The 26,684-nt window shown below is 49.1% G+C and carries 24 protein-coding genes; 13 read left to right on the forward strand and 11 right to left on the reverse strand.

The features are described from left to right. Positions 1 to 29: 29 nt before the first annotated feature. On the reverse strand, positions 30 to 4,022 hold the full coding sequence (locus CHH60_RS09590) for a DNA polymerase III subunit alpha (protein ID WP_095359014.1): 3,993 nt from the start codon (positions 4,020 to 4,022) through the stop codon (positions 30 to 32). A 243-nt stretch (positions 4,023 to 4,265) separates the two neighbouring features. Here CHH60_RS09590 and CHH60_RS09595 point away from each other — a divergent pair, with 243 nt between their 5' ends. From CHH60_RS09595 to CHH60_RS09605, 3 genes are all read left to right on the forward strand, one after another. After that, the gene (locus CHH60_RS09595) at positions 4,266 to 4,595 is read left to right on the forward strand and encodes a YtrH family sporulation protein (RefSeq protein ID WP_095288133.1); all 330 of its coding nucleotides are present in this window, start codon (positions 4,266 to 4,268) and stop codon (positions 4,593 to 4,595) included. 21 nt (positions 4,596 to 4,616) lie between these two features. Further along, positions 4,617 to 5,105, forward strand: a complete 489-nt coding sequence (locus CHH60_RS09600) for a hypothetical protein (protein WP_095359015.1) — start codon at positions 4,617 to 4,619, stop codon at positions 5,103 to 5,105. A 95-nt stretch (positions 5,106 to 5,200) separates the two neighbouring features. Then, complete coding sequence (locus CHH60_RS09605; RefSeq protein WP_095359016.1) at positions 5,201 to 5,542, forward strand: YtpI family protein; 342 nt, start codon at positions 5,201 to 5,203, stop codon at positions 5,540 to 5,542. Positions 5,543 to 5,695: 153 nt separating this feature from the next. Here the strand turns inward: CHH60_RS09605 and CHH60_RS09610 are convergent, their stop codons facing one another. The 3 genes from CHH60_RS09610 to CHH60_RS09620 all read right to left on the reverse strand — a co-directional run bounded on the left by CHH60_RS09610 (position 5,696) and on the right by CHH60_RS09620 (position 7,933). Continuing rightward, the gene (locus tag CHH60_RS09610; protein ID WP_095359017.1) at positions 5,696 to 7,030 is read right to left on the reverse strand and encodes a DRTGG domain-containing protein; all 1,335 of its coding nucleotides are present in this window, start codon (positions 7,028 to 7,030) and stop codon (positions 5,696 to 5,698) included. A gap of 171 nt (positions 7,031 to 7,201) precedes the next feature. Next, positions 7,202 to 7,489: a hypothetical protein gene (locus CHH60_RS09615; RefSeq protein WP_441339386.1), complete on the reverse strand. Its 288-nt coding sequence runs from the start codon at positions 7,487 to 7,489 to the stop codon at positions 7,202 to 7,204. Positions 7,490 to 7,585: 96 nt separating this feature from the next. Further along, entirely contained in the window at positions 7,586 to 7,933 is a 348-nt protein-coding gene (locus CHH60_RS09620; RefSeq protein WP_095288137.1) for a YlbF family regulator, read from the reverse strand. 279 nt (positions 7,934 to 8,212) lie between these two features. On the opposite strand from CHH60_RS09620, the gene CHH60_RS09630 reads away from it, so the two are divergent. Genes CHH60_RS09630 through CHH60_RS09650 form a run of 5 tightly spaced genes read left to right on the forward strand, consistent with a single transcriptional unit; the run spans position 8,213 to position 14,561 of the window. Continuing rightward, positions 8,213 to 9,580, forward strand: a complete 1,368-nt coding sequence (locus tag CHH60_RS09630) for a YheC/YheD family endospore coat-associated protein (protein WP_095359018.1) — start codon at positions 8,213 to 8,215, stop codon at positions 9,578 to 9,580. 30 nt (positions 9,581 to 9,610) lie between these two features. Then, the gene (locus tag CHH60_RS09635; protein ID WP_095359019.1) at positions 9,611 to 10,801 is read left to right on the forward strand and encodes a YheC/YheD family endospore coat-associated protein; all 1,191 of its coding nucleotides are present in this window, start codon (positions 9,611 to 9,613) and stop codon (positions 10,799 to 10,801) included. A 60-nt stretch (positions 10,802 to 10,861) separates the two neighbouring features. Continuing rightward, entirely contained in the window at positions 10,862 to 12,235 is a 1,374-nt protein-coding gene (locus tag CHH60_RS09640) for a YheC/YheD family endospore coat-associated protein (RefSeq protein WP_095288141.1), read from the forward strand. Then, positions 12,235 to 13,341, forward strand: a complete 1,107-nt coding sequence (locus CHH60_RS09645; protein ID WP_095359020.1) for a YheC/YheD family endospore coat-associated protein — start codon at positions 12,235 to 12,237, stop codon at positions 13,339 to 13,341. The genes CHH60_RS09640 and CHH60_RS09645 overlap by 1 nt, the downstream gene beginning before the upstream one ends. Positions 13,342 to 13,376: 35 nt before the next feature. Beyond that, positions 13,377 to 14,561: a YheC/YheD family endospore coat-associated protein gene (locus CHH60_RS09650; protein WP_095359021.1), complete on the forward strand. Its 1,185-nt coding sequence runs from the start codon at positions 13,377 to 13,379 to the stop codon at positions 14,559 to 14,561. A 158-nt stretch (positions 14,562 to 14,719) separates the two neighbouring features. Here the strand turns inward: CHH60_RS09650 and CHH60_RS09655 are convergent, their stop codons facing one another. Further along, positions 14,720 to 15,406, reverse strand: a complete 687-nt coding sequence (locus CHH60_RS09655; protein WP_095359022.1) for an HAD hydrolase-like protein — start codon at positions 15,404 to 15,406, stop codon at positions 14,720 to 14,722. Between the two features lie 292 nt (positions 15,407 to 15,698). Here CHH60_RS09655 and CHH60_RS09660 point away from each other — a divergent pair, with 292 nt between their 5' ends. Then, positions 15,699 to 17,417 carry a methyl-accepting chemotaxis protein gene (locus tag CHH60_RS09660; RefSeq protein ID WP_095359023.1) on the forward strand — a complete coding sequence of 573 codons (1,719 nt, stop codon included), beginning with the start codon at positions 15,699 to 15,701 and terminating at the stop codon, positions 17,415 to 17,417. 145 nt (positions 17,418 to 17,562) lie between these two features. On the opposite strand, the gene CHH60_RS09665 is transcribed toward CHH60_RS09660, so the two are convergent. Further along, positions 17,563 to 18,552, reverse strand: a complete 990-nt coding sequence (locus CHH60_RS09665) for a Gfo/Idh/MocA family protein (protein ID WP_095359024.1) — start codon at positions 18,550 to 18,552, stop codon at positions 17,563 to 17,565. Between the two features lie 416 nt (positions 18,553 to 18,968). On the opposite strand from CHH60_RS09665, the gene CHH60_RS09670 reads away from it, so the two are divergent. From CHH60_RS09670 to CHH60_RS09685, 4 genes are all read left to right on the forward strand, one after another. After that, positions 18,969 to 20,600 carry a thiamine pyrophosphate-binding protein gene (locus CHH60_RS09670; protein WP_095359025.1) on the forward strand — a complete coding sequence of 544 codons (1,632 nt, stop codon included), beginning with the start codon at positions 18,969 to 18,971 and terminating at the stop codon, positions 20,598 to 20,600. Between the two features lie 11 nt (positions 20,601 to 20,611). Beyond that, positions 20,612 to 20,980, forward strand: a complete 369-nt coding sequence (locus tag CHH60_RS09675) for a carboxymuconolactone decarboxylase family protein (RefSeq protein WP_095359026.1) — start codon at positions 20,612 to 20,614, stop codon at positions 20,978 to 20,980. A gap of 184 nt (positions 20,981 to 21,164) precedes the next feature. Next, positions 21,165 to 21,515, forward strand: coding sequence for a hypothetical protein (locus CHH60_RS09680; protein WP_095288149.1), 351 nt, complete (start codon positions 21,165 to 21,167; stop codon positions 21,513 to 21,515). Positions 21,516 to 21,569: 54 nt separating this feature from the next. Beyond that, positions 21,570 to 22,562 (forward strand): 3-oxoacyl-[acyl-carrier-protein] synthase III C-terminal domain-containing protein, encoded by a 993-nt coding sequence (locus CHH60_RS09685; protein ID WP_095359027.1) that lies wholly within the window; start codon positions 21,570 to 21,572, stop codon positions 22,560 to 22,562. 85 nt (positions 22,563 to 22,647) lie between these two features. Here CHH60_RS09685 and CHH60_RS09690 read toward each other — a convergent pair whose 3' ends face one another. The 5 genes from CHH60_RS09690 to yfkAB all read right to left on the reverse strand — a co-directional run bounded on the left by CHH60_RS09690 (position 22,648) and on the right by yfkAB (position 26,666). Next, on the reverse strand, positions 22,648 to 23,217 hold the full coding sequence (locus tag CHH60_RS09690; RefSeq protein ID WP_095359028.1) for a manganese catalase family protein: 570 nt from the start codon (positions 23,215 to 23,217) through the stop codon (positions 22,648 to 22,650). A gap of 141 nt (positions 23,218 to 23,358) precedes the next feature. Continuing rightward, a complete protein-coding gene (locus CHH60_RS09695; RefSeq protein ID WP_095288152.1) occupies positions 23,359 to 23,634 on the reverse strand; it encodes a spore coat protein CotJB in 276 nt (91 codons plus the stop codon). Further along, complete coding sequence (locus tag CHH60_RS09700; RefSeq protein WP_095359029.1) at positions 23,624 to 23,863, reverse strand: spore coat associated protein CotJA; 240 nt, start codon at positions 23,861 to 23,863, stop codon at positions 23,624 to 23,626. The genes CHH60_RS09695 and CHH60_RS09700 overlap by 11 nt, the downstream gene beginning before the upstream one ends. 233 nt (positions 23,864 to 24,096) lie before the next feature. Further along, on the reverse strand, positions 24,097 to 25,470 hold the full coding sequence (locus tag CHH60_RS09705; RefSeq protein WP_095359030.1) for a hemolysin family protein: 1,374 nt from the start codon (positions 25,468 to 25,470) through the stop codon (positions 24,097 to 24,099). 59 nt (positions 25,471 to 25,529) lie between these two features. Beyond that, the gene (yfkAB, locus tag CHH60_RS09710) at positions 25,530 to 26,666 is read right to left on the reverse strand and encodes a radical SAM/CxCxxxxC motif protein YfkAB (protein WP_095359031.1); all 1,137 of its coding nucleotides are present in this window, start codon (positions 26,664 to 26,666) and stop codon (positions 25,530 to 25,532) included. Between the last annotated feature and the right edge of the window lie 18 nt (positions 26,667 to 26,684).

Below are 26,684 nucleotides of genomic sequence, written 5' to 3' on the forward strand. Positions count from 1 at the left end.
TCCTTTGGCGATGGGCGCTGCCAAGGCCATTACTTGATTTTAACTGTACCCTCGCCCAGCATCTGCTCCATCTCGGAGAACAGTGTAGGAGACGGTTTAATCCGGTAAGCATCGCTTAAAGCGAGCAGCTTCTGCTGCTGCTCATAGAAAAGTACCGTTGCAACCGGACCCGGATGCTGCTGGAGCAGCTGCTTCAAACGTGTCAACAGTTCCGGTTTCTCGGACTGCGGTGTGATCTTCACGAACACCCGCTGCTGTGCGGCCTGAGATCGGCGAATCTGCTCGGATCCACTGGCAGAAACGGCACTGCCTGGCGACGATGCAGACGTCACCTCAGCCTTGCCTGCGCCTTCTTCTCGGTGCGCTGCTGAAGGCACTCCGCCTGTGCTGCTGCGTACAGCTCCAGCTGCTGCTCCAGCCCCCGCACCGGCTGGCTGCCTTGCCGCCGGAGCCGCCGGGCGCGAAGGACTGCCGCTGCCGGGCTTCCCGCGCCGTTCGCGGCTGCGCAGCTGCTGTTCCAGTGCCGCCTGTGTGAGCGGCGCCACTTCCTCAGCCAGCAGCTTAAACCCTTCGTCCTGCTGCTGTACTTTGGCACGCACGACGAGCAGTTCGCCTTTCCCGACATGCTGCTGGCTCCGCCGCCATACTTCGGGAAAGAGAACCACTTCGCATCGTTCAATCTGGTCTTCCAGCTCCATGAACGCCATGGCCTTACCCTGTTTCGTCGTGATCGACTTCACGGACACCACCATCCCGGCAGCGACGACCATCGTATCGTCGGCTGCTTCGGTCAGCTCCATAATCCGGTCCGCCCCGCTCGATTCGAGCACATCTTCATAATCATCAAGCGGATGACCGGAGAGATATAGACCCAACAATTCCCGCTCAAGCTCCAGCTGCTGAGTGGCGGAATACGCAGGAATCTGTGGATATTCAATCTCCCAGTTGGGCGTCTCAACAAAATCAAACAGCTGAATCTGCAGATCCTCGCGCTCCTTGCGCCACTTCAGAGCAGCTTCCACCGTCTCGTCCAGCATCGCGAGCAGTTGAGCCCGGTGTCCGGGCAAAGTGTCAAAAGCTCCCGCCTGAATCAACGATTCAATGACACGTTTGTTGCAGACTCGCAGATCAACGCGGCGACAAAAATCGAGCAAACTGTCGAACGGGCGCTCCTTGCGGACGAGCATGATACTCTCCATGGCTTGGGTTCCGACATTCTTCACAGCAGCCAGTCCAAAACGGATAGAGCCTGATGCAAATACCTCAGCTTGATTCTGGTCCACTCCGCCGGATAAACCTGTTCCATCCTGATCTACATGTTTTATCGCCGACGCTTCCCTACCGTTTCCAGATAACCCCTCTTGTTTCAAGTCTTCAGGCATCACGGTCGAAGCTTGCCAGCCATATGAATCATCACCTTCTTCGGGCATAGGGCCCGGGTCATCCGGCAATGGTGCATCGCCATATTCTTCCTGACCGGGATGATCATACATATGATTTTCGGTGTTGTTCCCATTGTCCATGTCGGACCTGTGAGTCAGATTGTTCGCCGGTTTGCCGGGTACTGCAAAAACTGGAGTAAACAGAATGCCGCTCTCGTTGACGTCAGGTGGCAGGACCTCAATCCCCATACGCCGACATTCCACGACGTATTCCGCAACCTTGCGGTGACTGCCCATAACAGCGGTCAGCATGGAAGCCATGAAATGAACCGGGTAATGAGCCTTCAGATATGCGGTCTGGAACGCCAGTACACCATATGCCGCGGCGTGGGCACGCGGGAAACCGTAGTTGGCAAACTTCACGATCATGTCATAGACCAGGTCCGCTTCTTCCTCGCTATAACCTTGTTTGAGACTGCCCTGAACGAAATGTCCACGTTCCAGATCGAGCACTTCCCGTTTCTTTTTGGATACGGCTCGGCGCAGCAAGTCTGCTTCCCCCAGGGAGAAACCCGCCATGCGTGAAGCAATCTGCATGATCTGTTCCTGATAGACGATAATACCATACGTATCCTTAAGAATAGATTCCAGATCGGCATGGGGATAATCGACCTCAATCTCTCCATGCTTGCCCTGAATATACTTGGAGATGAACTCCATTGGACCCGGACGATACAAAGCGAGAACGGAGATGATGTCTTCGAATACTGTCGGCTTCAGATCCTTCAGCACACGACGCATGCCCGCTGATTCCAGCTGGAATATGCCCATCGTGTCGCCACGGCCAAGCATCTCATACGTCTTTGCATCATCATCAGCGATATAGCGGAAATCCGGAACTTGGCCTTCTTCCCCGATCCAACGCAGGCAGCGTTCAATAATGGAAAGGGTTCGCAGTCCGAGAAAGTCCATCTTGAGCAACCCGATTGACTCCAGATTTTCCATCGAGTATTGGGTTAGCGCAGTGCCCTCGCTTCCTTCCTGAAGCGGAACGGCATCGGTCAGAGGATCGCGTGATATAACGACCCCGGCAGCATGCGTGGACGCATGGCGCGGCATGCCTTCCACCTTCATGGCCATATCCAGAAGTTCACGGGTTTTCGGCTTCGTTTCATATAAAGCCTTCAGTTCAGGCGTTGCTTCCATGGCACGACGGATGTTGATCCCGAGTTGGGCAGGAATAAGCTTCGCCGCCTTATCCACCTCGCCATAAGGTACATTTAACGCCCGTCCAACGTCCCTTACTGCTGCACGTGCAGCCATGGTACCAAAGGTAATAATCTGTGCCACATGTGCTTTTCCGTATTTGTCTGCGACATAATCAATAACCTCATCCCGCCGCTCATCGCTGAAATCGATATCGATATCGGGCATGGAAATACGTTCAGGATTCAGGAAACGTTCAAAGAGCAGGTTATATTTCATCGGATCAACATCGGTAATATGCAGTGTATAAGCAACAAGGCTTCCCGCCGAAGAACCCCGCCCTGGGCCGGTAACGATCCCTTGTCTATGGGCATAAGCGATAAAATCCCATACGATCAGGAAGTAATCCGAGAATCCCATACTGTCGATGACCTGAAGTTCATAGTTCAATCGCTGCTCCAGCTCGGAACGAAGAGCCGAATCCGTCCAGCGTTCTGAGCCCGAATATCGTTCCTCCATGCCTTTTTCACATAGCTCTCTCAGGTACTGAGAAGGACTCTGTCCCTCAGGCAGCGGTCTGTATTCAGGCAAGATGGACTTGCCAAATTCCAGCTGCAGTTCACAGGATTCGGCAATACGAACCGTATTCTTCAGCGCTTCTTCCACATGAGGGAACAAGCGAGCCATCTCCTGCTCACTTTTCAAATACAGCTGATTGGTACCAATCCGAAGACGACTCTCATCATCAACGGTTTTCCCGGTTCCGATACAAATGAGCACATCCTGAAGTTCAGCGTCCGCTTCGGACAGGTAATGCACATCATTGGTAGCTACAAGCGGAATATCCAGTTCCTCGGCTAGACGAATCAATTGGGGATTGACTCTTTTCTGCTCAGCGAGGCCGTGATCCTGAAGCTCCAGATAGAAATCAGGACCAAAAATATGTTTATAACGAAGCGCAGCCCGCCGGGCCTCTTCTTCCCGTCCATGCAGCAAATGCTGAGGCACTTCTCCTCCCAGACAAGCACTCAGACAGATAATGCCCTCGTGATGGGCAGCCAAACTCTCCATATCAATACGTGGCTTGTAATGGAAACCTTCCAAATGCCCAATAGAGCATAATTTCATCAGGTTGCGGTAACCTGTCATGTTCTTCGCCAGCAAAATCAAGTGGTGAATGGGCTGATCCTTGCGGCTACCCCGCTCCTTGCGGGACCCTGCGGTCATGTATGCCTCACAACCGATAATCGGCTTGATGCCTCGTTCGATACAGGCTTTATAAAAGGGAACAGCGCCGTACATGACGCCGTGATCGGTCAATGCGAGTGTGGTCATCCCAAGATCTGCGGCCTGGTTCACGAGATCCGGAATACGCGCAGCGCCGTCCAGCAAACTATATTCACTATGAACGTGCAAATGCACAAAAGAACTCATGTTCGTTACTTCCTTTCGCCGCGGATAGCTGCAGCATCTGTCTTCAGAGCCCAGCTGCTGCCTATCTTTCTTCTATATGAATACAATAACTGAATACAATTTCAGCACGTACAACCGTACTTTATTATTCTATTTTATCATATCGTCCGGGGGCACGCCCATACAATAAGAGTACAAGCCGCTCCCCCTGTTTCGGGCCACTGACAGGAGGTGCGCTGCTGGGTCTGAAAGGGGTGTTAGCGGGTGAGCACATTTTTATCCAAAGCCATTCTTGATTTCTTTATTGCGTTTGGTATTGTGCTGGGCGGCGCGATGATCGGAGGAATTGGTGCTGTTATCTCTCTCCAGCCTCCGACTCAGACGATGCTTGATATTTCCGGCAAAATCAAGATATGGGCGCTTGCAGCCGCAGTTGGGGGCACCATCGATCCGATGCGTGTTATTGAGAGCAACGTTCTCGACGGCAATCTGTCGCCAGCGGTCAAGCAAATTTTGTACCTGATCTCGGCCTTTATGGGCGCTCATATGGGAACCGAACTCGTAAAATGGGTATGCGGCGGAGGGCGGGGATAATATGGCACCGGGACTGAGCCCATGAGGATTCCGCCTTTTTCACGCTACCGTCCGCTTATGCGCATGACAGCCGTGTTTGTCCTGGGAATGATCGCGGGAAGCGCTGTATACAACGGTGTATTTCACCTGAGTTATAACAAACTTTGGCTAACCAATCAGGAGTTGCAGCTCCAGCTGCATCAGAATGAGGAGGATATCAAAACGCTGAAAAAATACAGTAAACGGCAAACCGTCATTAAGGAAATTAAGGTGCGCGCTGAAGAGTCTGACAAAGGTCCGGACGAAGCTTCTCTTAAAATCATGCTGCAGAAGCTGGGGGACGAGCTTGAGGTTCTTCGCGGTCGTGATGTATTTAATATCGATGAGTACAGCAAAATGACCCGTATCATGTTGAACCAGAAAGTATACACGGTAAGAGAAAAACAATATACCGTTCAGGTCAAAACCATGCTTGTTATGGAAGGCGTACTTCAGGTTTGGGTACAAATTAGGATGCATGTTCCGGCTTAACCACTGGAAAGCCGCTAGAAAAAACTGCCCTTGTCCCTGGCTCGCGTGGTACAATAAGGGCAGTAAATGCTTTCCAGAAAAGGAGCTGCTCATTCGTGTTGATTGATGTTCTCAAGTATGTCCTGATTGCCATTTTCGCTCTAGCCATGGTCTGTTCGGCGCTGAACAGCATTCGCTCGTACCGGGCCGCGAATGCCGCTGACGCTGGCCTTTACCGTTCATGGACTAATATCTGGATGGGTGGTATGCTGATTGTATTGTCCATAATCCTCATGTTTGTCTTCACCGGATCGAGCCTGTCTATTGTTGTGGAAGCGCTCTTTTTGATTATCGGTGCCTACAATCTGTTCGCCGGTTTGCGCAACCGCAGCTACTTTGCCCGTCTACGGGAGCACAGCGGAAATCAGTCAGGCAGCGCGTCCAGGCAGTCTGTTTAATGTACGCAGCTAAAACTTATCTGCAGCGAAAAGAGGATATTCCACCCATGGATACATGTCTGAATGCCGGTTGTGAACAGCAGTTCGACATGAAAATAGTGGAGGATATCCTCTTTGTTATATATGGGAGCAGTGATTCACTAATCACCTGAACTAGCCGTGATCAATGGATTGCAGCGTCATGACCGCTTTGCATACAACATTTCCTTCACGGGTAATGACAATGTCCATTTTGCAGGTTCGGCGGCTCGTCTCCAGAATAACGGGTCGAACCAAAATCTGATCCTCTATCTGCACCGGATGGACAAAATACGTCGTTACATTATCCACAACATAATCGTTGCCCGTAACATCCCAGGCAGCCCGCCGTCCTGCCTGCGTCATGACGTTCAGCAGCACCCCTTCAGAGATCGTGCCCAAGTCTGTCGCCATCTGCGGAATAATGAAACCATGAAACATCAACTCATTCTGTTCTCCACGTTCCTCGGCAAACCCGTTCCAGATCAGATGATCAAAGGTCTCGCCGAGCTGCGGCTGCTTCTGCGCGTCGCGCATGGCCTGCAGTACTTCCTTCCGCGTAATGGAGGCAATCAACTTCCGATTGCGATCCACAATGGGCAGAAAATCAATGCCTTCCCAAGTCATGATCTGCGCGGCAGAAGCCAGTGAGGTTTGCAGCGAGGCCGTAACCGGGCGGCGCACGACGCATTTCTCAATGCTCTGGTCTTCCAGAAGTTCGCTCACATCCTTCAGGCTGACAATGCCGATAACACGATTCCATTCGTCAACTACCGGGAAGCGATGATCTCCCGTTTCGGCAACCAGCTTGTGAAAATCAGCGGCAGAGCTGGTGACCTTAAGCACTTGGAGACGGGGCTTCTGACCGATAATATCCTCTACAAGCATGATTTTTTTCTTGATCAATCGGTCAAAGATTGCTCGGTTAATCATGGAAGCCACGGTGAATGTATCATGTCTGGAAGAAATAATCGGCAGTCCCAGTTCATCAGCCAGCAATCTGACTTCACGACTTGTGCCGAATCCACCGGTGATGAGTACACCCGCTCCCTGCTCAAGCGCAAGCGAATGGGCATTATCCCGGTTACCTACAATAAGGAGACTTCCGGCATCTATATAGCGGGCCATGGCCTGCTCTTTCATCGCACCAATTACATACTTATGCAGCGGTTTGGCCAAGCCATCACTGCCTCCGAGCACATGACCTTCTACAATGGTGACCACATCAGCAAAGGTCAGCTGTTCTGACATGCCGCGCGGTCTCTTTTCGATCCGTACCGTTCCGATCCGTTCCTTGGTTACCACCATCCCAAAGTTCTCTGCTTCCTTGACTGCCCGATAAGCTGTCCCTTCACTTACCCCTAGCTCTCTTGCCAGGCCACGGACCGATATTTTACTGCCGACTTTTAACTGCTCGATATGCTGCAGCAGCTGTTCGTGCTTCGTCACATTCTCTTCCTGTCCGTCCATCTGTACCACCCCCGAAGATGCATCTGTACTATTCTGTATCTATTATAACACGCTCCGAGGAAAATAACCCCATCCTCCCGCTCTTCGTTTATCAACGCAAAAAGACCGATTACCCTTCGGATTGAAGGATGACCGGTCTTCGGATTCTGTCCTGACGCCTTGATGCAAGGCTTATACAGACTTGCTCTGCTCCTGCTTGTCCACCAGCTTCATCTCCCACTGCCGCAGCTTGGCCCGGCGAATAGCTTCCAGTGCACGCTTCTTCTCTTCATCTACACCGAGAATGAAATGAAGGTGCGCACCAATGATTAATAGGGAGAACAGCACCCATACGATGCCAAAAATATTAACCCAGTCCATTCCACCAGCGAAGGAAATTCGCGGCAGCGCGATAACCAGCATTGACAGAGCGATAAGCAGATAGATCACATGTTTTGCCTTTTTCAACCTTTTCACCATACACAGCTCCTTCGTTCTTGATCGACTCTATATGTCTAGTCTATGAACGGGAACAGTGCAATATGAAAGATTCAGACAAATAACCTGTAAAACGACTTACGCCTCAGCACCGCCATACAGATGGCCCAGGCTGTCAGCAATAATTTTGTTCACATCTTCAATGATCACGCTCAGACGACGCTCCGCATCAAATAGGCGACGGATGTTGAGATTCAGGCTCAGTACCTCAAACAACTTCTCCATTTTCTCCATCTCGTCCGGTGCCGGCATGTCGCCGCTCATCATGCGCTGCTGCAGTTCCATTTGTTGATCACGGAAGCTGTCCAGCATGCGTTTCGCCTCCGGATCAGCTTCGATCAGCTTCATTGCGGAAGTAATTTCTTCCACCTCGCTGCTTTCTCTCAGTGCTTTGGCCAGATCATTGGCTTTGTCATAAATATTCACTATTATTCCTCCTCAATTTGGATTGTTCTGCTGCTATTCAATCATTCCCTCATTTTTCTCGTCGCAACGTTCACCCGTGTTTATACACGCATTTCTCTTCTCTCAAACAATGGCTGACCCAGACAGGTCATCGATTCCGATGTCAAATCAATTGCATTTAATCCAAATGGGTCAATCACCAAGGGGTATATGTCCTCATATGATGAAGCACATGCCATGTTCAGATGCCGTTCAACTTCGAGATCAGACATCAAGTTGCCGCCCGGAAGGAGATCCGTGATGTCCACTAAAAAAGTAACGATTCAGGTTACCGGCTCGGGCATCCTGCAGGACGACGTCATCATGCTGGGCGAAGGGGTGCTCAAGGCCCTTAAAATCCCTTCGGGAAGGCCGCTTCAGCTTCAATTCGGCTCCTACCGCCGTGAAGTCACCGTTATTCCGGTTCCCAGATACGACGGCCTTCGCATCAATCAGACGGTAGCCAGCAAGACCGGCCTGGTTCCCCGTTCGGTCCTGAGTGTATCCTATCGTTCAGCCAGCCGTACGCTGCGCCTTGGACCCTTCATCAGTGTGCTGGTAAGCCAGGATTATCCCGATCAGCCCGATCGGCCCTTTGGCTCCATCACGATGTTCTGCCATGAGCTGGTGAAGGCCTGCCGTAAGCAGGGCGCCTATGTATCCTTTTTCACACCAGAGGATATCGGAGCGGTAACGGGTCATATTCAGGGCTGGGTGTATGATGACGGCTGGAAAAAGACGGTTCTGCCCATTGCAGACGTCGTCAATAACAGGCTGACATCCCGTAAGCTTGAGAACAAACCTAGCGTACAGCATTTCATGAAAGAAGTAAAATCTCTCTACGGCACACAAACCTTTAATGAAAAGTTTCTGGACAAAAATGAAGTGTTTGATGCCTTGAAGTCCATTACAACGCTCAAAAGGGTCCTGCCGGAGTCTTATCTGCTGAAGTCCTCTGCGACGCTCAAAACGATGTGCACCCGGTATCCGGTTGTATTTCTCAAGCCTGTGCGAGGTTCGCTTGGCAAAGGAATCATCCGGGTCTCCCGTCAAATTGACGGCAGTTTCCTTACACTCGCAACCAGTGTTGGGGGTACCCGCAAACAAACGTATACTTCCCTGGATAAACTCTATGCCAGTCTGTCCGGAAAAATGAAGACAACGCGATACCAGATCCAGCAAGGCCTGTCTCTCATTGATAACAGCGGCCGACCTGTCGACTTCCGTGCCCTCGTACAAAAAAACAGATCAGGCAAATGGAGTGTCACCTCCATCGTGGCCCGCATTGCCGGAGGCAGCCACTATGTATCTAATCTAGCCCGCGGCGGAAGCCTCAGTACCGTTAAGGAGGCCGTGGCCAAAACCCAGCTTCCCGCATCAGCCAAAGCCTCAGCTTTTGCCAATCTTCATACGGCAGCGCTCGACATTGCCAAAGGAATTGAGCAAGCGATTCCGGCCCATTTCGGTGAACTTGGTATTGATCTTGCGATGGATACCACTGGTCGTGTCTGGCTGCTCGAGGTTAATTCGAAACCGTCCAAGAATGACAATACGCCACTGAGCGAGAGTAAAATCCGGCCCTCTGTCAAAGCCATGCTGGAATACTCCACATATCTGGCTGGATTCTGAAGAGTGATCCATTACAGGAGGTGCATTCCGATGCCATCATCGCCGCAAACATCAACCATAGCCATCCTGGTCCGTGGTGCAGAGGGATCACCGCCGTTCTCGGATGAACTCTTTTGCCGTCGTCTCAGCTTGGAGAGTCATCGCTATAACTTGAATATCATTGTGCTGCCCATATCCGCTGATAGAGATAACCCTCTACCAGAAAAAGGATACATTTACCGTAACGGACAATGGAAAACAGCTCCTGTTCACGGGGTGCAGATGCTGATGGATCGTTGCCTGCTGCCACTTCCAAGACGATGGAGACAGCAGCTTCATGAACTTGCTTTATCGGGCAGCGGGCACATCAGACCCTACTGGTCTGTTTCCCTCCCGGGTAAATGGAAAGTCCACCGGGCACTGTCTCTGGAAAAACAGCTGAGCAGACTTCTCGTCCCTACCGTACTCTTTCAACCTCATGCTCCATGGGAGCAGTGGCTAAAACGGTGGCCCAAGGGACTTTTCTTCAAGCCTGTTTCAGGAACCCATGGCAAGGAAACATTTCGTCTCACCCAGGAAAATGATACCCCCACATGGGTCATTGAAGGCAGAGATCAGGACAATGAACGTTATCAGCGTAGATTTTATACACGTCATGCGCTCTCAACCTGGCTTGAATCCAAGATTTCCAGTCGCCGGATGATCATGCAGCCATATCTGGACCTGAGTCATGATGGGCATCCATTCGATATCCGTGCCCTGGTCCAAAAGAACAAACACGGACGTTGGACCCTGACTGGGTGCATGGTTCGCGAGGGTGCCGAGGGCTCCCTTACCTCCAATTTGCATGGCGGAGGGAAGGCCTATCCAGCTCGCTCTTATCTTATGGATCGATACGGAAGTATGCGTGCCAACACCATTTTAGAAGGGATCCACCATGCTGCTGCCCTAATCCCTCCCTTGCTGGAGGGTCAATTCGGCAGACTTGCTGAATTGGGACTGGATTTTGGAGCAGATTCGACAGGTCGTCTCTGGCTTCTGGAGGTCAATTCGAAGCCAGGGCGCTCTTCATTCGCAGAGGCAGGCGACCGACACATGCAGACACTGACTTACACCCAGCCGCTTGCCTACGCTCGTTATTTGCTGCAACAACATGTTCTCACGGACGTCGTTCGTCCAATGAAAATGCCGAATACATCCAGCACAGCTGGCCTGAAACCCATCCCGATTCAAGGCGGCTAGGCCCGCAGCGCCCGCTTGCCATGGAGCCGAAGGATTTTTTTCAGGATAGGAGGATAAATCATGAGTTTGACCTTTTGCAATCTGCATTTTACGCAGCAACCGGATAAAGTGGTTTATGTATCCAACGCATTAATGAAAAGTCTGAATCTATCCGGCAAAAAAACGATACATCTGCGGTTTGGGCGAGACCGGGTGCCTGCAACCATCAAACCGATCAAGAAGGCAGGGAAACACCTCTATCTCGCCTCGGGCATACGCAATCTGATGAACGTTCCCAAGCGGGGCAGCATCTATCTGCGCAACCTGCAAAATGATGAAGTCCAGCTTGGTCCACTGATTGGAGTATTGTCCGATGGACCTGCAACGAGCTCGAATCCGTTTGGCTCCCGTACCGGGTTCATCAAGCAATTGCTCCGGGAAGGCAGCCGTAAATCCTATATCTATGCGTTTACTCCAAGGGATATTAACTGGCAGAATGAAACGGTATCCGGTTTTTTTCTGAACGAAAACGGAAGTTTTGTACGGAAAACGGTCCCTTTGCCAGACGTCGTGTACAACAGGTTACCCAGCCGTCGTTCCGATTTCTCGCCTGCCATCAATCAATTGAGGGAACGGTTTGTCCGCCGTAAAATCCCATTTTTCAACTGGAGCTTTTTCAATAAATCGGACATCTACAAGCTGCTGGAGAATGATCCTGAAGCAGGTAGGTACATTCCAGAATCAATCACCAATCCGACTGTCGAACAAATGAGAGAAATGCTGGAGCGACACCAGTTTGTATACTATAAGCCCACAGCTGGAAGTCTCGGTAACGGAATCTACCGCTTGACCTATTCGCCCAAACGCGGATATTTCGCACGTTATCGCAAAAAAGGCGGCAATGCCCTGCTTCGCTTTGGCTCCTTCAATGGCTTAATGCGCATGCTTCAGGGCAGACATGGAAAACAGTTGCGAGGCTATGTCGTACAGCAGGGAATCCGGCTCATTGAGATCGATGAGTGTCCGATTGATTTTCGCTTCCATATGCACAAAAACGGGAGCAATCAATGGGTCGTCGTCGGTATCGGTGCTAAAAAGGCTGGTCGGGGCAGCGTGACTACCCACATCAAAAATGGCGGCTCCCTGATGACCCCTGAACAGGCGCTTAGCCGTAACTTCGGCGAACGTGCGGGAGAAGTGCTGCAGCAGGCCAAATCCGTCGCTATTACACTGGCCCAGGCGATTGAAACCCAGCACCAGCATCTGATTGGTGAGATTGGCTTTGATCTGGGCATTGATCAGGAGGAACATGTATGGATGTTCGAAGCGAACGCCAAACCCGGGCGCTCCATCTTCCGTCACCCTTCACTCCGGGTGGAGGGAAAATCATCGGTGGAGCACATTTTGGAACACTGCCTGTATTTGAGCAAATTCCGGAAGAGGGACGGCATTTGATGAGCCTTCATGATGATTTCAAACCTGTCATTGCCGTGTTGACCATGCACGACGACCACCGGGGATTCAGGGGAAACCATCAAAATTTTCTGGACATTATACAGACAGGCGAAAACATGGGTTATCAGGTATATATCGTAACTGTAAGAGATCTGAACGTGAGTGGTCCTACGGTTAAGGGCTATACGTATAACAAAGGGAGCGGAAAGTGGACTTCACAGTCCTTCCCTCTCCCTCATGTGCTGTACAATCGCATTCCCTATCGGGAAGATGAGCGAAAGCCCTCCGTTCAGCGGAAAATTGAGGAATGCATGCAAGCGGGGATCGAGCTGTATAATCCGTTTTTCTTCAATAAATGGGATCTGTTCGAATGGCTGAAGAAGTCCAAATCCACCCAGCATCTGATCCCTCATACACGCCGGATGCGAAGTGCTACTACGCTGGGTACGGTGCTGCGTGCATTTCCCTATCTATATCTGAAGCCGGAGAGCGGGAAAGCGGGAAAAGGCATTATGATGCTAAAGTTTCAGGAGAAGGAACGTCTGCCGTTCCGGCTCAGAATACAAAGTTCCCGTAAGAGCACCACGTATAAGGCAGCAACGCTTGCGAAGTTATGGTCTCGCATTCGCAGGGAAACCGGACATACGCCTTATATCATGCAGCAAGGAATTGAACTTGCCTCCTCCCGCAAACGCCCCTTCGATCTGCGCGTTCTGGTACAGAAGAATGGTAAAGGACAGTGGAGTGTAACAGGGGTTGGTGCCAGACTAGCTGGTTCGCGAAGCATTACAACCCACGTTCCACGTGGAGGCAGCGTCGAGGATCCCGAGAAGCTTCTTACCGATCTGTTCGGGGAAGAAACAACCACTACACTATTGAAAAAGGTCAGATCGACATCATTAACCATTGCACGGCAGGTTGAACGAGGCTCTGGCCATACGCTTGGGGAGATGTCTATGGATTTGGGTATCGATGATCTCGGAGAAATCTGGTTCTTCGAAGCCAATGCGAAACCAATGAAATTCGACGAACCCCAGATTCGTAAAAAATCATTAGAGCGCATTTTCCAATATAGCGCCTATCTGGCCCGCCAGTCCAAACGATAATGGAAAGGAATAACAGCTAAAGAAGGTGATTGTTTGTGTCCTCACCTGTTCTAGGCATTATGACGTTGTACTTAAACGAACATCGCGCCTTGGAAGAACGGAGCATCTACCGCAGAATGATCCTTGAAGGACGCAAGCGGGGACTCGACATTTACGTGTTCACACCTGCGGATGTACATCCAGGGGGTAAAAAGATCGAGGCGATGGTCTTCCATTCGGAAAAGGGGTGGTCCAGGGAATGGCGTCCATTTCCGGACATGATCTTCGACCGCTGTCGCATACAGCGAAATCGCAGATTTCAGCAGCTGCTCGCCTTTCGCGAGAAATACGGGCACATGCTTTTCCTAAACCGGCCGCTTCGCAATAAATGGACCATACATCAGACCCTCTCGGCAAAATCCGCCTTTCGTGAACATTTGCCAGAGACCGTTCTGTTCCAAGATATGTCTGATGTCAATCGAATGCTTAAAGCTTCTTCGCTGATCTATTTGAAGCCCATAAACGGAACAGGCGGACGTGGAATCCTGCGAATTGAGCGCATCAGTAGCGAAGCCAACATGGTTCTGGTCCAAGGTCGTGATCAGAAACGACGTATCATTACCCCGCGCAAAGTCCATTTATCGCGGCTCGGTTCTCTGCTCCAGCACTGGAACATGAAAGATAAATATCTGGTTCAGGAAGGGATCCAGCTCCAGCTCCCTAATGGTCGTGTACATGATTATCGCATGCTCGTACAGAAGAATGGCGAGGGCGATTGGGAACTGACCGGCTGTGCTGGGCGCATGGGAGCTGAGAAAAGTGTAACATCGAATCTGCATGGCGGCGGTCAGGCTGTTCCCATGCACCGATTGATGAAACAATGGATCACCGATGAGGAACTGAGGAATGAAATTAATTCCACAGCCGAGAAACTCGGCATTTCAGTGGCCACATTCCTGGAAGATACGTACGGTGATCTGTGTGAGCTTGCTCTGGACTTGGCGATTGACAAGGATGGCCGCATCTTCCTGCTTGAAGTGAATCCCAAACCGGCACGAGAGGTATTTGCACGGATTGGTGAGCGGAGCATCTATTACAAAGCAATTACTCAGCCGCTGGAGTATGCTCTCTGGGTGTACCGCAACCGGACGGTTAGTACTCCGAACAAAGTTAAAGTAACCAAACCTGTAACCGGTAAGACCACCGTAGCCCGGAGGTCCCGGAAATCAAGATTAAAATAGCAGCTTTACTTTGGATTTGACCTCCAAGCATCTTAATATCGATACTCATTGCATCTCAAAGAGCCTTTATCTCCGCCTCGCCCGTTAAACAGGCTTCGGAGATAAAGGCTCTTCCGGTTTTGAACACTGATCCAGATCAGTTCAAGATGTGGTGCTTGCTATTCAGCTTCTCTGTATAGACGAGTAAGCTCGGTAAAGTCAGAGATTAATACATCTGATCCTGCAAGTTCCTCATCACGCCCGAAGCCGGCATATGCACAGCCAATGACAGTTTGCCCATTCATTTTTCCTGCTTCAACGTCGGACGAGCGGTCACCTACCATCCAGGCATCCTGAATCCGGTGTTTTTCAAGCAGTATTTGTACCAGGTTTACCTTGGAAGGTGTCTTGTATTGCCCTGCACTGTATACGCCTTCGAATAAAGGCATAATCTCGTGTGCAAATGCAACCCCTTTGACATAGTCCTCCAGTCCATTACTCGCAACAAACAAACGAACACCTTGTTCCTTGAGGGCTTGAAGCGTCTCTTTTACATGCGGGTAAAGTTGGGAACTTCCCTGATCAAGTCCCTCAATTTCCAATTGAAGCAGCAATTCATCTGCACGACGATGTGCCGCTTCAGAGGCTTCCGGCATGACCACTTTCCATATATCCTCGAGCAGCATACCCAAGCTTCCCAGCATCCGTTCCTCGGGAGGTGTCTCCCCTTCGAAATGACCTTCGGCACGCAGTGTATCAAAAAGCTTTTGGTAAGCAGGCAACAGCAAGGTTTCTGTCTGGAACAACGTTCCGTCCATATCAAAAATCATCGCTTCCGGTTTTCGCAATACAGTCTCTTTACTCATTTCCAGGATTCGTTCCTTTCGGATTGAAATATGTAATCGGCATCATACCCTTTCCATGATAAACAAAAACGTTTGGCAGTGTAAACCGAACACTGTAAAAGGTTTACTCGGTCATGTCTCATGTATCGATACAAACTATATACAAAATGTAAACAAACTATGTACAAACTTACTTTCATAACGTATAATACTGAAAAATAGTTCTTAAGACTCCTGATCCATAAGTCCTGTAAGTTGCTTTTTTCAAGTTTTTTCGACAAATACATATAACCAAAAGAGAGGAAAAGGAATCATGAAGAAACAGAGAATATTCAAAATTTTTTATAAAATCGGGCTGGGTTACCTGTTTGTATTGGCGGTACTGGCTGGAAGCATCCTACTGATTCAGAACAGTATTGGTCAGCTGCAGGAAGAGTTAGATTATCTCGTCGATCACGACATGAAAGTGCATGCCTTGACGTATGAATTGGAGAAAAACATGGTGGATATGGAGACCGGACAGCGTGGTTACGTGATCACTGGACAGGAAAGTTACCTTGAGCCATATATAGAGGGAAAAGAAAAGCTAGTCGAGCTCAAGGAGCAGCTAGCAGGCCTTATCTCCGATAACCCGGCTCAATTGACATTATTGCAAGATATACATAACTCCATGAATGACTGGATTCAAGTGGCCGGAGAGCCGGTTGTCTCCCTGCGTCAGGCTAATGATCTGGAAGCCGTCCGTCAGTTTTTTGCAACAGATCCAGGCAAAGCAGATATGGACGAGATCCGCAGTTCCCTGATTACTTTCCGAAACAATGAACTGGCTCTGACAGAATCACGTACAGAAGCATTAAAACAGAAAAACACGATCCTGAACTGGGAACTCTACGGAGCTTTAATTCTTGTTGCCCTTATATCCATCTTTGCGGCATTAATTTTGTCCCGTGCCATTGTCAAAAACATTCGTACTGTTACCCAAGCGCTGAATGACATCGGTTCCTCCAATGGTGACCTGACCCTGCGCATCGCCACCCCGATGAGGGATGAAACGAGAGAACTCGCCGAGTCTGCGAATACGATGCTGTTTGGTTTGCAGCAGATGATGCTGGACATCCAGCGCAATGCCACTGTTCTCAGCACCGCATCGGATCGTATGGATAAAGGTGTGGCGGACAGCCACCTGGCCAGTAAAGAAGTAGCCACAGCCATGGAACGAGTAGCTGAAGGGGCAGATGAGCAGGTTGCTCTTACCCAAACGATGGTCGCTGCAATGCAACAATCCCAGACCGGACTCAGCCGGGTGGCTGCATCTGCTGCAGACGTGGCTGAACGGGCAGTACGTACTGAATCCATAGCCATCGATGGGCAGCAGCGTATTGACAATGCAGTTGGCAAAATGGGAGTTATTGAGCAATCCTTCCTCTCTGTACAGGAAGCCATTAATGATATTTCCAAGATGTCCGATCAAGTCATTAACATTGCGGACGCCATGTCAGGGATCGCGAGACAAACCAATCTGCTCGCATTGAATGCCGGAATTGAGGCTGCACGGGCAGGAGATAACGGACGTGGATTCGCAGTTGTCGCAGCAGAGATTCGCAATCTTGCGGACCAAAGCGCTACATCAGCCAAGGAAATTACGAGCATATTGGAAACCGTGGTCGCAGGTGTTCATAGTACAGTGGATGTTGTGGATGAGAGCACGGTTCATGTTAACGAGGGACTGCGGACCATTGAGGACGCAGGGCATGCCTTTGCCAATATTACACAACATATACATGACCTCAGCGGTCAAATGATGGATGTATCTGCGGTGGTTGAAGAGCTCACTTCGGGCAGTGAGGCTGTTATGAATTCCATTAACGAAGTATCGATCGTTGTGGAAGATACTGCATCCGCTACGGAGGAAGTATCCGCCATGACTGAAGAACAGCTTGCCTCCCTGCAGGAAATGAGTGACACTTCCAAACAGCTGAATCAAATGTCCGATGCACTCGACGAACTGGTAAAACGATTCAAGCTGGCTTAACCTTGTGATTACAACAGCTAAAACAAAAAGAGCAGCTTCCACTTAAGGAAGCCGCTTCTTTTTTATATTTTATTTCTGAAAGAGTATAAATTAGTTAAGCTTATTGTTCCTTTCAGCATTTGATCCAAGACGGCAACACTACCGATTAGCGGCTGATCTGGATCGTGTTCCCCTCCGGATTACGCAGAGCTTCCAACACCAATTGGGCACGGTATCCGTCGTTAAAATCATAGATTTTCGCCGGCTGTCCCTGAATACGGGCAATGACATGCTTGAGAACTGGCAGCTCTCCCATCGATTCATCTACCTCTACGGTTGCAAGCGGCTGGCCAACTGGCCCCATCATTAGTTCTTCCCAGTTTTCCAGAGCGATTGTGCCTTCAGTTCCGTAAACGACCATGGATACTCGTTCCTTACCTGCAAAATGAGCAATTCCATCAAGCTGAATACGGGTTCCGTCTTCCAGCTTCATTACAGCCTGTACCTCATGTTCACATTCTTCCGCATTATCGGGGTACTGGACCTCACTGCTTACCTCTGTAATTGGTCCAAACACATGCTGTATCATATGGATCCAGTGAATGCCCACCTCAAGGATAAAGCCCCCCTGCTCACGGCTTGAAATCCATGAATTTTGCTGCCATGCACGCGGCCACTGAGGGAATTGCAGAATCAGCTCTATTTTGCGAATCATACCTATGCTGCGCTGCTCCACCAGTTCCTGCAACTTCAATACAGAAGGTTCATGAGGCATGGAGAAATGAATGGCATGGACTACCCCTGCCTGCTCTGCGGCCTTAAGCATCTCTCTCGCCTCTTCTGTACTGTTCGCCAGCGGTTTCTCGCAAAACACATGGATCTTCCGCTTTAAGGCCTCCATGACAACAGGATAATGAAATTTAGGCGGTACAGCAATGTACAATAGATCAATTTCATGTTCATCCAGCAGCTGCATGTAATCGCTGTATGCGCTAATTTCTGCATGGGATTCAGCAAAATTCCTAAGCGATTCTTCGTGTGCCTCACATACGGCTACAAGCTTAATACTTCCATTCAGCTCTGCTTGCTTCGCCTGTTGAATCATATGTAAACCCATCTTTCCTAACCCGATCACAGCCAGTTTCAATCGTGTCATTATGTCTCCTCCAATCTGAATTCCATTATAACAGAAGTTAAATAGGCTCCGTTTTCTTGCGTTAACATGCAAAGAAAAGCATATAGCTTCATGCTTATGATCAATTAAAGGTTACGTCTATATCTGATGTCTCTATTTTACATATAATGTAAAAAAATAATCATTAGGACATTGGTTGCAGGAATATATAACTATTTCATTTTCCTATATCCTTTAAGATGTTAAGCGTTACCAACTTAAGAATCAGGTAGTTTTACTTATAAAAATAAGTTGACAAAAAACCACATAAAAAGATAACCTTCGTATTAACAAGGATATATTTCCTTTTACAACCTTAGACAACCACTTGCATTCGAAAAAATTTGGATTATACCCTATGGGTCTTAAAACCTATTTTATGAAGCGAGGTGTCCCGCATGAAAACCGTTGCGGACTATTTGGCAGAAACGCTGCACAAGCTTGGTGTTACTCACGTCTTTGGTATTATTGGAAAATCGATATGCCCTGCTGTTCTGAAGATGGTGGACCACGGCCTTGAGTTCATTCCAGGTCGCCACGAATCCAGTTCAGGATTTGCAGCAGCTGGTTACGCTCTCCAAACCGGAAGGCTGGGTGTAGCATTCGCCACTTCAGGTCCGGGTGGAACCAATCTTTTAACCGCTGCAGCTCATGCCAAAGCCAATAACCTTCCGGTGTTATTTATTACCGGGCATCAATCCATTCAGGAATTAGGCATTCCACAGTGCCAGGACTCTTCCTCCTATCTGGCCGATCTCGCAGAGATGTTCAAACCCGCTACGTTATTCAGCAAACTGGTGGAGCGTGGCGACCACTTCGGCACATTGCTCAATCATGCCCTCTCCATTGCACTTGGCCCGAACAAAGGCCCGGTTCATCTTTGTCTACCCTTTGACGTTCAGACCGAGCTGCTTGCTGAATGCCGAATTGTCATGCCTGAACCCGAGCCTCTAATTAGCATCACTAACCTTAATCGAATTCTTCCCCTTCTTCACAAGTCCAGTCATCCATTAATTATCGCAGGCAAAGGCGTCAATCGATCCAGGGCCCATGACGAGCTATTGCAGTTTGCAGAACAATTCCAAATTCCTGTCATCACGACTCCCGGTGGGAAAGGTGCTATCCCCTGGAACCATCCGTTATATCATGGACCTTGTGGTGTCGGGGGCTTCCCCCATGCCGATGAATTGCTCAACCAGAGTGACCTCTATATCGTGCTCGGGTCGCGGCTGAGTGACATGACGATCTGCAATCTCAAACCGGAGAATCATCCTGCACATCTCATTCAGTTCGATTCGGATCCTGCCTTTGTCGGTAAAATACTCCACTCACAAACCTTACATATTACTGGCGATCTAAAAGACAATCTGCAGTTTCTGCTGGGTACCCTGACCGAATATGAAGCTCCTAAGAAAGAGTCCACGGCAGTAGACTATACGGTCCCCCTGCCAACGCTGCCTAACCTCTCCCTTGCATCGATTTTGGATGAACTGAGCGATATGCTGCCGTATGATCATACTTTATTCGTTGATGACGGAAGTCATGGCTTCCATGCTGTTCAGCGTTATAAAGTAAAAAAACCTGGCAGTTTTGTATTTGACGCATACTTCGCCTGTATGGGCAATGCCATTGGTATGGCGATCGGAGCCAAGGCAGCAGCACCAGACGAGACGATCGTCTGTATTACAGGCGACGGATGCTTCATGATGCTCGGAGCCGAGATCAATACCGCTGTATGCCACAATCTGCCGGTCATCTTCATCGTAGTGAATAATAAACAGCTGGATATGGCGCTCAAAGGCATGCAAAAAACAACAGGCCGGATCGACGGTACCTTGTTTGAGGTGCCTATGGATGCGTCGAAGTTTGCTGAAGCTCTCGGTGCAGCCGCATTTCGGGCAGAAACACATGACGAGTTCGCCGCTGCACTCAAAGCAGCACAAGAACTGAAACAAGTGGCTGTAATCGAGCTATTGACGGATCGGGATGAGATTCCGCCTACGGCCCATCGTACCGTGAATTTGAACTAGGAGGAGCAAAAATGAGCGAGCAGGTTGTTCAGGGGCTGGAGCGTTTCGCGAATCTTTCTGGAGAGTACGGAGCCAAAGCCTTGGCCCCTATTAAGGAACACTTTCCCGAGCTGGCAGAATTCATTATAGGTACAGCTTACGGAGACATTTTCCAACGTACCAGCATCTCGGATCAATGGAAAGAAGTTGCTGTTATTTCCTCACTGATTACACAAGGGCAGTTTGAACAACTGGGCGTTCATTATGTTATGGCACTGCGTGTTGGAGTAACTGTGGAGGAGCTCAAAGGAATTCTGCTGCATCTGGCACCTTGTGTAGGGGCGCCGCGTATTATTAGTGCATTTAACGTCCTACTTGCCACGCTAAATGAAATCCAATAATTAACTATTCTACATTTTTATACACGATTCGACTTTATTCTTGATCTCATTACATCTACGCCTTTATAATATGGGTAAATTATCCTCGATCTCAGCTTACATCTTAGAAGCCAGTAACGGTGGCGATAACACCTTGTCCCTGGTAGCAGGATAGCCTTAACTCATTTAAAGGAGAGAGACAATTATGGGAAGCTTTATACTCAAGACTGACGTTCCAAACAAGGTGCTTAACATTGAACTGGAGGGATCTTTCTCTCAAGAAGATGGATTGCGTTCCATCTCAGCTTATCAGGATACGATTGCTCCTATTGACCCAACGGAATATGAACTGCGTATCGACTGCAAAAAGCTGAATGTCACCGCTCCGGAAATTGTACCTCTGCTCGAAGGCTGCCTGGCTCTATTCAAAAAGGACGGCTTCAAAAAGGTTGTACTCACACTCGAAAATAATGCCATTTTGAAAATGCAGTTGTCCAGGCTTGGACGTGCTGTCGGACTGGACAACCTCGAAATTATATCTACCGTTACCACCTAATAAATCAGGCGGACAAGTTGTGGATCCACCCATCCGCTCAAGAGGAGAATGAAGATGGCCGGAATTCGTATTGTGGATATAGATATTTATCATCCAGCGCACCAGGTGGACAATGACTTTTACATTGAACATTTTGATGCGAGAGGGGTAGATATTCGGGGATTGTTAAAAGCGCTTGGGCGTGATAAGCGTTACAAAATTAACAACGATGACGAGAACTCACTAAGCATGGCTTATGAGGCAGCCAGTAACCTTTTGGAAAAGACCGGACTGACCGGGGCGGATATCGACCTGATTGCCTATGCAAGTCAAACGCCGGAATACATTTTCCCTACGAATTCCTTAATGATTCATCGTTTAATTAATGGAGCATCCCATACCATCTGTATCGACAGCAACGCTAACTGTGCCGGAATGACGGCAGCCTTTGAACAGGTGAGCCGGCAGATGCTGGGGAATCCCCGAATTCGAAGAGCATTGATTATCGGTTCAGATTATGTAGCCCCACACGCGAGTCCAGATGATCCTGTCTACTATGCCAATTTTGGCGATGCAGCAGCGGCTGTCATCATAGAACGCGACGAACAGGCTACCGGATTCGTTGATTCCATCTATCAAACGGATACCTGTGTGTACGGTAATTCCCTCTTTCCTGCAGAAGGTCTGGCGAAACTGGGTCAGACCGGGGTGGATGCAGGAGCTTTTCATGTCAAATTCACACCGTTCGATGATTCGATCTGCGTCGATGCTGCTTCTGAATCTATTCGTACACTGTTAGGACGCAACGAGATTGCAGCAGATCAGATCAAAGCAGCCTGTTTCTCCCAGTTATCCATCGGTAATATTCGTGCGGTATCGGAGAACATTGGGATCGCTAATGATGTTGCCGTCTACATTGGAGACGAATTCGGCTATACGTCAACCAGCAGTCCCTTTATCGCTCTGCATCGGGCCATAACCTCAGGTCAGATCGAGCGTGGTGATAAAGTGTTGTTCTGGACGGTCGGAGCAGGGTGGCAAAATGTTGCCATGGTGGTCGAATACTAAGCAGATCCTCCAGCAAAAAGAAGGATGTCCTTTTTTACTTCAAGGGACATCCTTCTTTTATATATGTGTAAGGAAGGTTGCACGATTAGAAGATCTTCTTGGTTTCCCGATCATCCTTCAGGATCTCGACCGCCTCACGGAAACGAAGCGAATGCACAATCTCCCGCTCCCGCAGGAACTTCAGGCTGTCCTGCAGGTCCACATCATCCGTCAGATCAATTAGCCATTGATATGTAGCCCTAGCCTTCTCTTCCGCAGCAATATCTTCATACAGATCTGCAATAGGGTCACCCTTTGCCTGAATGTAGGTTGCAGTGAAAGGTACACCTGCGGCATTACTGTAAAAGATTGCCTTGTCATGGTTCACATAGTGAGCATCCAAGCCTGCCTTCTCCAGCTGTTCAATGGTGGCATCCTTGGTAAGTTTGTAGATCATTGTTGCGATCATCTCAAGATGGGCAAATTCTTCAGTAGCGATGTCATTCAACAGACCGATAATTTTATCCGGAATCGTATAGCGCTGATTCATATACCGAAGGGCTGCAGCCAGTTCCCCGTCTGCTCCACCATACTGTTCCATCAGCAATTTGGCCATATGAGGATCACATTTACTTACCCTAACAGGATATTGCAGCTTTTTCTCGTATACCCACATGTTGCACGATTCCCCCTTCAAAAATACGAAATGAATGTCATCCGATTCGGATCGTTCATACTTGCACTTCCCGGGTATCCCGATTCTGCGTTTCCGGAAAACCCGGGTGCAGTATACTTTTGCTTTCAACTCAAACGTTCATTACACCTGCCAAGGCCAGGGTGCCTCTGACCACTGCCAAGGATACTTGGAGAACGCATGCCCAAAGTTCATGAGCGGTCCATATAGCTGTTGAAATTCATGGGCAACCCTCATCCGCTCCTGGCTAAACTTGTTATATTGTTCAATACTTTGATAGTCCCCTGGGTGAGTATCCAGATACAGATTCAGCTCCACCAGCACAAAATCCAAGGCTTGCAGTTCCTCCAACAACTCATAATATCTGGCGTCACACGCTTTTGCTGCTTCAGGCTCCATCTGCTCCTACCTCCCTCCCTTTTGTTTTTTTGGATGTATAAGGACTGTATAGCGCAGGCCACAATGTTCCGAGTCTCAGTGCTTCTGCTGGACTGTATTGGGGCCAGCCCATCGGCTGGAAAGGAATAAATAACTGCGGAGGAACAAGGTAGGTTTTAATTTCAATCGGTTTACATGGATCAAACGGCCCCACAAAAGGGGCATATGCGCGAAGCTGTGGATCAATCATTTTCAAACGCCTCCCTTCACTAAAATTTGGTCACTCGTCGGTAGGCGACCAAAATCCTTGCTTTTCCCGTCTATTATCCATATGTCATCGTTCTTAAGTTAATCCCAATTCAGCCGAAACAACTCTTGGAATTTCTCACGCCTACTTCTTCACAAAAAAAGACCTTTGGTCACTCCCCACGGGAAGTGTTCCAAAGGTCCATTCATTTCAATATGGTAGTTCCTCATACGTCACTACTTGTCCGATTCGGCATCGTCCCGAGCCTCATCCAAAGCAGCAGCCTCTTCTTCAGAGACTGGGCTCTTATACACCTTGACTCGGGTAATTCGTAACCGGGTGGATTCCTCCACCTCAAAGACATAGCCGTTCTGCTCCCGTGTTTTACCTTTGGCTGGGCTACCTTCAAGCTCTTTGAACAACCAACCGCCAATGGTATCCACCTCTTCGTCATCAATGATGGCTCCGGTCCATTCATGAACCTCTTCAATGAGAGATCGTCCATCAATGGAGAAGGAATCGCCGCTGCGTTCCATATGAGGTCGCTCATCCTCGAACTCATCGTATAGATCCCCTACAATCTCCTCCAGAATTTCCTCCGCCGTCAATAATCCGGCGGTGCCGCCGTATTCGTCAACAACAAGGGTCATCTGGGAATGCTTCTTCTGCATCAGTTGAAGCACATGGCTGATTTCCATGGATTCCGGAACGTTCAAGATGGGCCGCACAAGTGAAGCCATATCCTGCTGCTGTTCCGGGGCTGCCAATAGTAGATCTGTAATATGGATAAATCCGATAATTTCGTCTTTATCCTCAACGGCAACAGGATAACGGGAATGCTTCGTTGCATTAATAATCTTCAGGTTCTCTTCCAGGGACAGATGGGTATACAGACAATCCATATCTGTACGTGGCAGCATGACTTCACGAGCAAGCATATCAGAGAAATCAAAGATGTTATCCATCAGTTTGATTTCATCCTTGTCAATGACGCCACTCTTCGCACTCTGCTTCATCAAAATTCGAAGTTCATCTTCAGAATGGGCTTCTCCTTCACTCGCAGGCTCTATCCCTGCCAGTCGCAGCAGCGCATTGGCCGATGCATTGAGAATCCAGATGAATGGAAAAAAGATTTTGTAGAACAGCAGAAGTGGTGCGGACAATAGCAGAGCCACGCCATCTGTTTTTTGAATAGCAAGCGACTTCGGCGCAAGTTCTCCAAGTACAATATGCAGAAACGTAATAATACAGAAACCGACGATAACGGAAACGGTAGAGATCAGTCCTGTATCCGCCACGCCCAGTTTGAACATAAGCGGCTCTACCAGTAATTCGGAAATGGCGGGTTCACCGAGCCAGCCAAGCCCCAGGGATGTCAGGGTAATGCCGAACTGGGTTGCCGACAAGTAAGCATCCAGTTTTCCATTCACCTTTAATGCATACCCAGCCATCCGATTTCCCTCGCTCTGCAATTGAGTCAACCGGGTCTGCCTGACTTTAACCAGAGAAAATTCGGCTGCAACAAATACGCCATTCAAGAATACGAGCAGAAAAACGCAAACCAAATTGAACACCAACTGCCCGAGATGAAATTCGGTATGAATATCCAAGTCGACACTCCCCTTTTTCTATCTATTTCAGGAATATACCTGGAATATCAGCGCCTAAATCAGCGCGTAATTGCTTTTCTGGATTTGAAATCCACACCTTTATAATACATGTCCGCCACCAGCAGGTTAGGGCCGCAGCAGGACGCAGCATCACAGTGACAGTTAACGGTCTGATTAAGCGGATGCTCCGCAGACCATTCATGGAACACATCATCCAGCTTCCGATCCCGAATGTTGCCAAAGGCAGGGATGTCGGCAAAATCTGTAACGTACACATTGCCTGTAAACATGTTGACGTTAACGCGATTTCGACCATCCGGATCATTGCGTACGGTCACATTAGGCTCACTGTACAGGCGATTGATCAATTCCCGATCCTGGTCGGCCGCACTGCAAGCAAAGAATGGAAGTGTTCCGAACAACATCCACATGTCTTTGTCGCGCACATCCAGCAAGCGATGGATGGCTGCACGCATATGGTCCAGAGACAGGACAGGCAATGTGGAAGCAAAATTCGAGTTATACATCGGATGTACTTCATGACGTACACAGCCCATCTCCCGAATCAGTTGATGGATTCCCTCCAACTTGTCATGAGTACGGAAATTAATCATGGATTCAGCAGAGATAAACATGCCTGCTTCACTCAGTTTGCGCGAATTTTCTATCATTTTCTCATACATTTTCACCGCTACTTCACGCTTGACAGGTCTGCCGCTGTTAGCAAAACCAACTTGATGGAAATCATCGGCATTCAGGTAGTTGAATGAGATATGCATCACATCAAGGTATGGCAGCAGTTTCTCGTAACGACTGAGATCAAGCGTCAGGTTGGAGTTGATCTGTGATCTTATGCCGCGCTCCTTGGCGTATTTCAGCAGCGGGATGATCATTTCATCCACTGTCTTTTGACTGAAACTTGGCTCACCACCTGTCAAACTGATAGTCTGCAGATGCTCCACTTCGTCCAGCCGCTTCAGCATAAGAGGCAGTGGCAGTGCGGGAGCTTCACGCATCGTGAGCATATCCCCTACAGCACAGTGCTCGCATCGCATATTGCACAGATGAGTCACGGTCATTTCAACACTGGTTAACACGTGGCGTCCATATGTACGCAAAGAGCCGATCGGATCCCATGGATCATTAGTCGGCGATAAAGGCATCGGTTCAACCGATCCTGAGTTTAGCATGGTCATTGTTCTTCACCTTATTCC

Source organism: Paenibacillus sp. 7523-1 (genome assembly GCF_002276415.1).
GTDB lineage: Bacteria > Bacillota > Bacilli > Paenibacillales > Paenibacillaceae > Paenibacillus > Paenibacillus illinoisensis_A.

Bases quoted from the DNA above. Each gene is read 5' to 3' on its own strand.
- CHH60_RS09655 (WP_095359022.1), bottom strand. From the start codon at position 15,406: ATGAGTAAAGAGACTGTATTGCGAAAACCGGAAGCGATGATTTTTGAT.
- yfkAB (WP_095359031.1), bottom strand. From the start codon at position 26,666: ATGACCATGCTAAACTCAGGATCGGTTGAACCGATGCCTTTATCGCCG.
- CHH60_RS09680 (WP_095288149.1), top strand. From the start codon at position 21,165: ATGGGAAGCTTTATACTCAAGACTGACGTTCCAAACAAGGTGCTTAAC.
- CHH60_RS09670 (WP_095359025.1), top strand. From the start codon at position 18,969: ATGAAAACCGTTGCGGACTATTTGGCAGAAACGCTGCACAAGCTTGGT.
- CHH60_RS09645 (WP_095359020.1), top strand. From the start codon at position 12,235: ATGAGCCTTCATGATGATTTCAAACCTGTCATTGCCGTGTTGACCATG.
- CHH60_RS09615 (WP_441339386.1), bottom strand. From the start codon at position 7,489: ATGGTGAAAAGGTTGAAAAAGGCAAAACATGTGATCTATCTGCTTATC.
- CHH60_RS09660 (WP_095359023.1), top strand. From the start codon at position 15,699: ATGAAGAAACAGAGAATATTCAAAATTTTTTATAAAATCGGGCTGGGT.
- CHH60_RS09635 (WP_095359019.1), top strand. From the start codon at position 9,611: ATGCCATCATCGCCGCAAACATCAACCATAGCCATCCTGGTCCGTGGT.
- CHH60_RS09675 (WP_095359026.1), top strand. From the start codon at position 20,612: ATGAGCGAGCAGGTTGTTCAGGGGCTGGAGCGTTTCGCGAATCTTTCT.
- CHH60_RS09630 (WP_095359018.1), top strand. From the start codon at position 8,213: ATGTCCACTAAAAAAGTAACGATTCAGGTTACCGGCTCGGGCATCCTG.
- CHH60_RS09690 (WP_095359028.1), bottom strand. From the start codon at position 23,217: ATGTGGGTATACGAGAAAAAGCTGCAATATCCTGTTAGGGTAAGTAAA.
- CHH60_RS09700 (WP_095359029.1), bottom strand. From the start codon at position 23,863: ATGATTGATCCACAGCTTCGCGCATATGCCCCTTTTGTGGGGCCGTTT.
- CHH60_RS09685 (WP_095359027.1), top strand. From the start codon at position 21,570: ATGGCCGGAATTCGTATTGTGGATATAGATATTTATCATCCAGCGCAC.
- CHH60_RS09600 (WP_095359015.1), top strand. From the start codon at position 4,617: ATGAGGATTCCGCCTTTTTCACGCTACCGTCCGCTTATGCGCATGACA.
- CHH60_RS09590 (WP_095359014.1), bottom strand. From the start codon at position 4,022: ATGAGTTCTTTTGTGCATTTGCACGTTCATAGTGAATATAGTTTGCTG.
- CHH60_RS09640 (WP_095288141.1), top strand. From the start codon at position 10,862: ATGAGTTTGACCTTTTGCAATCTGCATTTTACGCAGCAACCGGATAAA.
- CHH60_RS09610 (WP_095359017.1), bottom strand. From the start codon at position 7,030: ATGGACGGACAGGAAGAGAATGTGACGAAGCACGAACAGCTGCTGCAG.
- CHH60_RS09665 (WP_095359024.1), bottom strand. From the start codon at position 18,552: ATGACACGATTGAAACTGGCTGTGATCGGGTTAGGAAAGATGGGTTTA.
- CHH60_RS09695 (WP_095288152.1), bottom strand. From the start codon at position 23,634: ATGGAGCCTGAAGCAGCAAAAGCGTGTGACGCCAGATATTATGAGTTG.